Annotated in this window: 6 protein-coding genes and 1 pseudogene; 3 read left to right on the forward strand and 4 right to left on the reverse strand. The window is 62.1% G+C overall.

Annotation, left to right across the window (positions count from 1 at the left end; all coding sequences use genetic code 11):
• Nucleotides 1-183 precede the first annotated feature (183 nt).
• Nucleotides 184-1,104, forward strand: a complete 921-nt coding sequence (locus KW830_RS00885) for a DMT family transporter (RefSeq protein WP_218331609.1) — start codon at nt 184-186, stop codon at nt 1,102-1,104.
• A gap of 166 nt (nt 1,105-1,270) precedes the next feature.
• Here KW830_RS00885 and KW830_RS00890 read toward each other — a convergent pair whose 3' ends face one another.
• Entirely contained in the window at nt 1,271-2,497 is a 1,227-nt protein-coding gene (locus KW830_RS00890; RefSeq protein WP_218331610.1) for an alpha/beta hydrolase, read from the reverse strand.
• 263 nt (nt 2,498-2,760) lie between these two features.
• Between KW830_RS00890 and KW830_RS00895 the strand changes: the two genes are divergently transcribed.
• Complete coding sequence (locus KW830_RS00895) at nt 2,761-3,414, forward strand: GIY-YIG nuclease family protein (protein WP_218331611.1); 654 nt, start codon at nt 2,761-2,763, stop codon at nt 3,412-3,414.
• A gap of 196 nt (nt 3,415-3,610) precedes the next feature.
• On the opposite strand, the gene KW830_RS00900 is transcribed toward KW830_RS00895, so the two are convergent.
• The 3 genes from KW830_RS00900 to KW830_RS00910 all read right to left on the reverse strand — a co-directional run bounded on the left by KW830_RS00900 (nt 3,611) and on the right by KW830_RS00910 (nt 5,810).
• Complete coding sequence (locus KW830_RS00900) at nt 3,611-4,012, reverse strand: DUF1090 domain-containing protein (protein ID WP_218331612.1); 402 nt, start codon at nt 4,010-4,012, stop codon at nt 3,611-3,613.
• A gap of 300 nt (nt 4,013-4,312) precedes the next feature.
• Entirely contained in the window at nt 4,313-4,822 is a 510-nt protein-coding gene (locus KW830_RS00905) for a YbjN domain-containing protein (protein WP_370626066.1), read from the reverse strand.
• Nucleotides 4,823-4,868: 46 nt separating this feature from the next.
• Nucleotides 4,869-5,810 (reverse strand): peptidylprolyl isomerase, encoded by a 942-nt coding sequence (locus KW830_RS00910; RefSeq protein ID WP_255578021.1) that lies wholly within the window; start codon nt 5,808-5,810, stop codon nt 4,869-4,871.
• 925 nt (nt 5,811-6,735) lie between these two features.
• Here KW830_RS00910 and KW830_RS21500 point away from each other — a divergent pair.
• Nucleotides 6,736-6,867: pseudogene (locus KW830_RS21500) on the forward strand (ESPR domain-containing protein); the annotation flags it as partial.
• Nucleotides 6,868-7,002: the final 135 nt, after the last annotated feature.

Raw genomic sequence — 7,002 nt, forward strand, 5'->3', positions numbered from 1 at the left:
GCAGTGGGTCGCATACGCACACGGCAACAGTCGGAGAGGGCGCCACGACCCGACCGGCATCGAGACAGAGCCGTGCTCAGGCCTGCCGCATGCACCTGCCGGCAGGTCGCGGGCCATGGGCCCATGGCCTGCAACCCCGGTCTGCATGGTGCATAGTGCGGCGCCATGGAAATGCAAAGTGGTATGCGAGAGAACAAGCAAGCGGTATTCGGTCCCCATCTGCGCCTGTTGGGCATGGCGGTCTTGTGGGGGGCTTCATGGCCGGCGGGCCGGGTGATTGCGCAGAATATGCCGCCGCTGGCGGGTGCCTGCCTGCGCTTTGTGCTGGCAGCCCTGGTGTTGCTGCCGTGGATGTACTACGCCGGCGGCTTTGCCCAGTTGCGGCAATGGAGCGCGCAGCGCTGGCTGGGCATGGTGGCCGCCGGTGCCACCGGCGTGTTCGGCTATGCCGCCTTTTTCCTGTCGGGTCTGCAGTACCTGCCGGCCGGCAAGGCGGCGCTGGTGATCACGCTCAACCCGGTGGTCACCTTGCTGCTGGCGGTCTGGATCTTCAAGGAGCGGCTGAACCGCACCATTGCTCTGGGCATGCTGCTGGCGGCTGCGGGCGCAGTGGTGGTCATCTCGCACGGGCGGCCGCAGGACATCCTGCACGGCAGCGTGGGCCTGGGGGAGCTGCTGATTCTGGGCTGTGTGGCCTGCTGGGTGGCCTACACCCTGCTGGGCCGGGTGATGCTGACCGGGGTGGACGCGCTGACCACCACCGCCGTCACCAGCACCATCGGCGCGGTGCTGCTGCTGGTGGCCAGTCTGGTGGTGGAAGGCCCGGCCGGTCTGCAGGCCGCCGTGCACAGCAATGGCACCGCCTGGGGTGCGCTGCTGTTCCTGTCCTGGGGCGCCACGGCCCTGGCCTATGCCTGGTATTTCGACGGTGTCAAAGCCCTGGGCGCCGGCGCAGCCTCCGGCTACATCACCCTGGTGCCGGTGATCGGTGTGGTGATTTCCGCGCTGCTGCTGGGCGAATCCGTTGATGCCTCCATGCTGGTGGGGGGAGCCATGGCGGTGGCAGGCACGGCGGTGATGAACTGGGGGCGCCGGCCGGCCTGAGGCAGGGCGCGATAAGGGAGCGCAGGAGGCACGCACACTGGCGCTTCCCCACGCTCCCGCGGTGTGTCTGCCGCAGACCTTGGCGTGGTAAACACTTCTGGCCGCGAGATTCTGCATGTGCCCCTGGCCACGGGGGGAGGGGCGTGAGCGGTTCCTACTTCGGTTCCTACTTCTTGACGACGATGCGCCAGCAGCTCTCTTGCGTCGCGCCAACTTGCTCTTTTGCGCAATCCGAACGGCGGTCCAACCGGGTCCCGACATAGGTATAACCAGAGTTCGGGTTGTGTGTGATGAGGTGACCGATCTCACCGAGCAGTTCTTCATGCTCGGCAAAGTAGCTGTGGCCCATCTCCATGAGCCCCGTCTTTGTCACGACCTCCACGGTATCAATGCCATCCACCCTGGCGAATGCCGGGGGGGCACCGACCCGGCTCCTGTCGTGCACCTTTTTGGAGAAATTCACGGGCTTGTCGGTTTTCGACACGTACAGTGTGGTGCGCTCCGAAATCTTCGCGTACACCTTCGCCATGTCGTGAAAGAAGTCAGCATCCACATCCGGTGCGGCCAGAATGATCTGGCCAAAACGCAATTGATCCTGCAACTGGATGGCCACCCGCAGCAGTGCCCGGTTTCCCATGCTGTGGGCAATCAGGTGAATCGGCTGCGACGGACCGACTTCCTGGCGCAGGCGCTGCAGAAATTCAGCCAGGTACTTTTCGCTGTAGTCGACCGTGGCCTCGTCGGCTGTATAGGCCAATGTTTTCGCTCTGGAAGGCCAGCTGTAGAAGGCCGGGATGCCTTTCAGGTTGAGGTCTGCCCAGATCTGCGCGGTGCGCCGGGCTGCGTCGATAAAGCTGTTGTTGTAGCCATGGATGAAAACCAATACGACCCGATGGTTCGGGTTGATCTTTTTCAGCGTGGTTTTGAGGCTGCTCCAATAGCTGGCATCGTCCAGCGGCCGGGCGAAGCTGAAGCGTATGGGCTCATCTTTTTTGCGCTTCAGGAGGGAATAGCTGCCAAGCGATCCACTCTCGTGGCTCTTTGGGATGAACACTTCCGCTACGCCGTAGTTCAGCTTGGTGTCACGCTCTGACCCAAAGGGGTTGGACATCAGAAAGGGCTGTGTGGGCTTTCTGTTCGTTCCATACCAAAGCGTCACGGTCTTGCCTCTTGGCTGGGTGGGATCGATCCCTTCGACCGTTTTATCGACTGGTGCAGGCGGAAGCACAACCACCGGTCCTGGGGCTGGCGCAGGGCTGGGTGCCGGGCTCGGTGCAGGGTGCGATGTGACAGGCTGATTGGAAGCGATTCCATCGGGAGCAGGGCTGGTCGCACAACCCGCGAGCAGTCCGTACAGAACCGCAAGAACGAAAAAACCACGGTCGATATTCATGCTCAATTCCCTCCGGCGCGCGGCTGTCGTTTGCTGATTCTGGTGACGTTGTGTTGCGCCCTGTAAGGAGGTTAAGCCCCCGGTCTATGGTGTGGTCCGCCACTGGGCGGCTATGGTGGCAAAAAGCAACGTCCTTGGAAGAGGGCTGCAGGAACGAGAGGGCAGCGTTGTGCAATTGAGGGTGCTCAAAGGCAGCATGCGAGGTCGTCTGTCGGTCCCTCTTCTGCGCTGCGACAATCCGTTCGACAACTCCGAAAGAAAAAATGGACGACGCGCACTTACAGCAGGAACTTCAGACGGTCTACGTGCTTACGAATCCGGCCATGCCCGGTATCGTCAAGATCGGTATGACGCGGGCTTCGGATGCGGGCGAGCGCATCGCATCCCTGGGGAGCAGCAGCGCGGTTCCGCTTCCCTTCGATTGTGTCTATGCCTGCAATGTGCCGGATGCCAAAAAAGTCGAGCAGGCGCTGCATCGTGCGTTTGCTCCCGACCGCATCAATCCTTCGCGCGAATTCTTCAGAACCAAGCCCAGTCAGGTCATGGCCATTCTGGAGTTGCTGCACCAGGGCAAGGTCGTGACGGCACAAGTGGAGGCACAGGCGGAGGCCAAGACAGACCCCGAAGCACTTGAATCCGCAGTCAAGGACAAGCGAAAAATGCGTCCAAAGATTGACTATGTGGCGATTGGCTTAAAGGTTGGCGATGTCATCACGTTCAGGGATGGCGTCGCGACCGCAACGATTGCCGGGCCGCACACGGTGATCTACCAAGATGAAGAATCCTCATTGCAGCGCGTCTCCCTCAAGCTCATGCCTGAAATCGTTGGACGGGGTGTGGCTTCAAAGTTGTATTGGTCGTTCAATGGCCAATCCTTGGCGGACCTTTACGAAGAGTTTCACGGCGACGAAGAGTAAGAACTGCTTCGCGCTTGTGGATCATCTGGCGCTCCAAGCCGACTGTCCTCTATCAGCCTCAAATAGTCTGTTGAGCAAGAACGCTGGCTGGTCATTTGTGGCCAGCAGCCCGCATCCGCAAGCAGGGCCGCCACCCAAGCTCTGTTGCATGCATGGCCCCATCGCGTAGAGGCCAGTCAGGCAAGTTCTCCCCCGCTCAGCGCGCCCCTTGGCGCAACCTTTCCAGTTCGGCCCTTTCCTTGGCCAGCTTGGCTTCACGGTCTGCGATCTTGCTGGGTTTTCCCTTTTCCCGTGCCTCGTCCAGCTCGCGCTGGCGCTCTTGCACCTTGCGCTCCTGTGCGGCAATCTTGGCGGCATGTTCCTGCGCAAGTTTGGCGTCGCTGCAATGCTCCTGGTTTTCGCGCAGCGCTTTTTCCAGGCCGCGCACACGGCTGGACTGGCCCTTGGCCTTGGCATGTTCGATATCGCGTGCAATCTCTGCCCGCTTGCTTTCGCACGTGGCATGTACCGGTGATGCCGGTGGTGCGGGTTGCGCCAGAACGGCTTGGGAGGCCAGGGCGGACATCGCAATGGCAATCAAGGTGGCAGAAGTGCGCATGGGCTTATCTCCATAAGTTGATCTGCCCATGATGCCGCAATAGCGGGCAGCGTTGCCAGCGGATGCCGCATGGCAGCTGCGGCTGACCGCCAAAGGTCAATGAGTTTGGCCCGGGACAAGTTCTGGTGCAGCCATGCGGGTGCTGTGCAATGTGGGCCACGGCCGTACCGTCTTTGGACAGGCCTGTGTCAGTCGGCACTGCAGAGGGCGGGCAGACGCTATCGGCCACCCATGGCGGGCATGAACCCATCCCGCTCAGTGCGCCGAGCGCGTCATGCCGCCCACCAGGGCGGCGCGGGCTCACGCTTCCGCCGTCGCCTCTTGCTGCGGCTTGGGGGCGGCTTGCTGTGCACCAGCCTGGGCGGCGTAGGTGCGCACATGCTGGAAGAACTGGCCCATCATCTGGCTCCACAGCTGCACCATCATGGCCAGATGCTGTGGGGTGATGCCGCCTGCGGCCAGGACATCCATCTCCAGCACCACAAAGTCGCCATGCTGAGAGGCGCGCACAAAGCGCTTGCTGCGGTGCCACTCGCCCAGCAACCCTTCGGGCAAGGTGCCGCCTTGCACCCGCAGCGGGCAGCTCAAGGTCAGGTCCACATATTCGCCTTCGCGCAGCGCATTGCCCCACATCACCTGGAAGCCTATGCCTTGGCTGGCGCTGTGCAGGCGCACCACGCCGTTGTCGTTGACGGCCGTGACCGCGCAGCCCGATGCCTTGATGGCCTCTGCCACCTGGTCGGCGTTCATCGAGAACAGCAGTTCTCCGGTGGGGAGTGGGGTCGCTGGGGTGGATTCGTTGGTGCTCACGGTCGGTTCCTTGTCGGTGAAGGGGATGGTGGCGTTGCAGAAGCGTTCAGTTGACTTTTTGCAGCGCGGCATCCAGCGCAGCCTTGTCGATGCTCACGCTGGAAGAGGGCGCCAGCTTGCTGAGGTGGGCGTTGATGAGTTCCTGCTGGCGCTGTTCGCGCAAGGCCGCTTGCAGCATGGGCTTGGCTTCCTCCAGGGTGGCCGGACGCGCGGGCTGGCTGCCCAGCAGCTTGAGCACATGGAAGCCGGCGGTGGAGCGCACAGGGTCGCTGATCTGGTTGGGCTGCATGGTGGCCACCACTTCGCGGGTCTCCGGCAACAACTGCGCCAGCGGCAGATTGCCAACTTCGCCGCCCTGGGCCGCGCTGGCCGCGTCTTGCGAGTGGGCTTTGGCCAATGCCGCAAAGTCACCGGTACGCGCCTGAGCGGCCAGTTCGGCGGCCCTGGTGCGCACGGCTGCAATGGCGGCGGCATCCGCATCGGGCGTCACGGGCAGAAAGATCTGCGCCACCCGGTAGGTCGCCGCCATGTTGAGCTGCGGCTTGGCACGCTCGTAGGCGGCGCTGACCTCGGCATCGCTGGGGAAGCCCGCAGGCAGCTGCACGATCGACTCCAGGTAGCTGCTGGTCACCACACGGGCTGTCACGTCCTTGACGGCGGCATCAATGCGTGCCCGCACCTCCGGGCGTTCTGCCCACTTCTTTTGCTGGGCCTCGCGCAACACCGCCTCGCCAGCCAGGCGTTGGCGCAGCCAGTTCTCCAACCCTTCGCGGTTGCTCTTGACCTTGGCGCGCTCGCTCTCGGGCATGGCACGCAAGAGCTGCTGGACTTCGGCAGAAGAAATGTGGATGGCGCCCAGCGTGGCCACGGCGGGCTCGGACGACTTTGCCGCCGGTGCGGCAGCCTGCACCATGGTGCCGCTGCCCATCAGCACGGCCAGTGCCAAACCCCATGTGCTGAATCCGTTGCGGCGGGTCAGAGATGTCATGAGTTTCCTTTCATTTGGAGTATGTGCACGCTGTTGCCCCCGGCAGGCACCCCAAGTACTCAGGCACAGGCCGGGTGATCGCAGCGCCATGCAGAGCAACGGTTGTGCCGATACGGGGTATTTTTGATATGTCCCGGTTGGCAATATCAAAAGGGGGAACCGTCCCTGGTTGCTGCCCGTTGGGCCTCAAACGCAATGCGCTGGTGCGTAGGTTCATGCAACTTGTAAATTGCATCTTATAGGCAATCGCCGGGGCACTGTCCGGCCACTTGGCGCCTGCATGGCAGGGCATACCGTACCAAAGAGATTCCCGTCTTGGCTGTCTTTTGCTTCTCCCAGCCCAGCGTGCCCTGAATCGATGGACCGCTCCTGCTCCTTCGCTGCAGTCATCCCGTATGGGCATCTCATTCGTTCATCCCATCTGTGGGCTGCGGTGATGTCGCATGCAACTGCGACGACCTTGACCGACCGACTCCGCAGTGGATGCATGGGGCGTTCGGCATGCAGAGGCGATACCTGTGAAGCAGTGCGCCTGCCGCTCTGATCCATGTGCGCCGCAACATATTCACGGCTGGGCATTTCACAGAAATCACCGGCACATAGCACATCGATACCGTTCATCGATTGCCGCCAAAGCAGGTGCAGTTTCCGGCCAGGTTGCCTAGACAAAATGATTCTGCTCTCTATGCTTTTGTCTCAACGTCATTGTTTTCGTGCCATCCAGTTGTGCTGCAACGCAGTACAGCAGCAGGTGGACCTGCCCATCCATCGTCCTTGCAGTTTCTTCGTGTGATTTCCCCCAAGTGAGCCGACCGTTCGGTTGAACGGTTACCAGCCACAGCAGGTCCGCCATCGATCCATAGGTCAGAAAGCTCTGCAGTCCTTCTGCAGTGCTTTGCCAATCTGTATCGGGAGGAGCCAAAAGATGAATCACACTTACCGCACGATCTGGAATGCGGCTTTGGCCAGTTGGGTGGCGGCTCCAGAGATTGCGCGCAGCAGTGGTTCGTCAGGAAGAGGCAATGCCTCCGGCGTGCAGCGCAGCCTGCCACGCTTGCGGCGTAGTGTGCAGGCCGTCGCACTGGCGTGGGGGGGCATGGCCTTTCTCCCAGCAGCGCAGGCCGCCTGCACTGCGTTTAGTGACGGCGCCAATGTGCTCTGCACAGGCAGCGGGCTGCTTGCGGTGGTCGGC

Origin of the sequence: Comamonas sp. CMM03 (assembly GCF_019218715.1) — a bacterium.
Classification (GTDB): Bacteria; Pseudomonadota; Gammaproteobacteria; order Burkholderiales; family Burkholderiaceae_C; genus Comamonas; species Comamonas terrigena.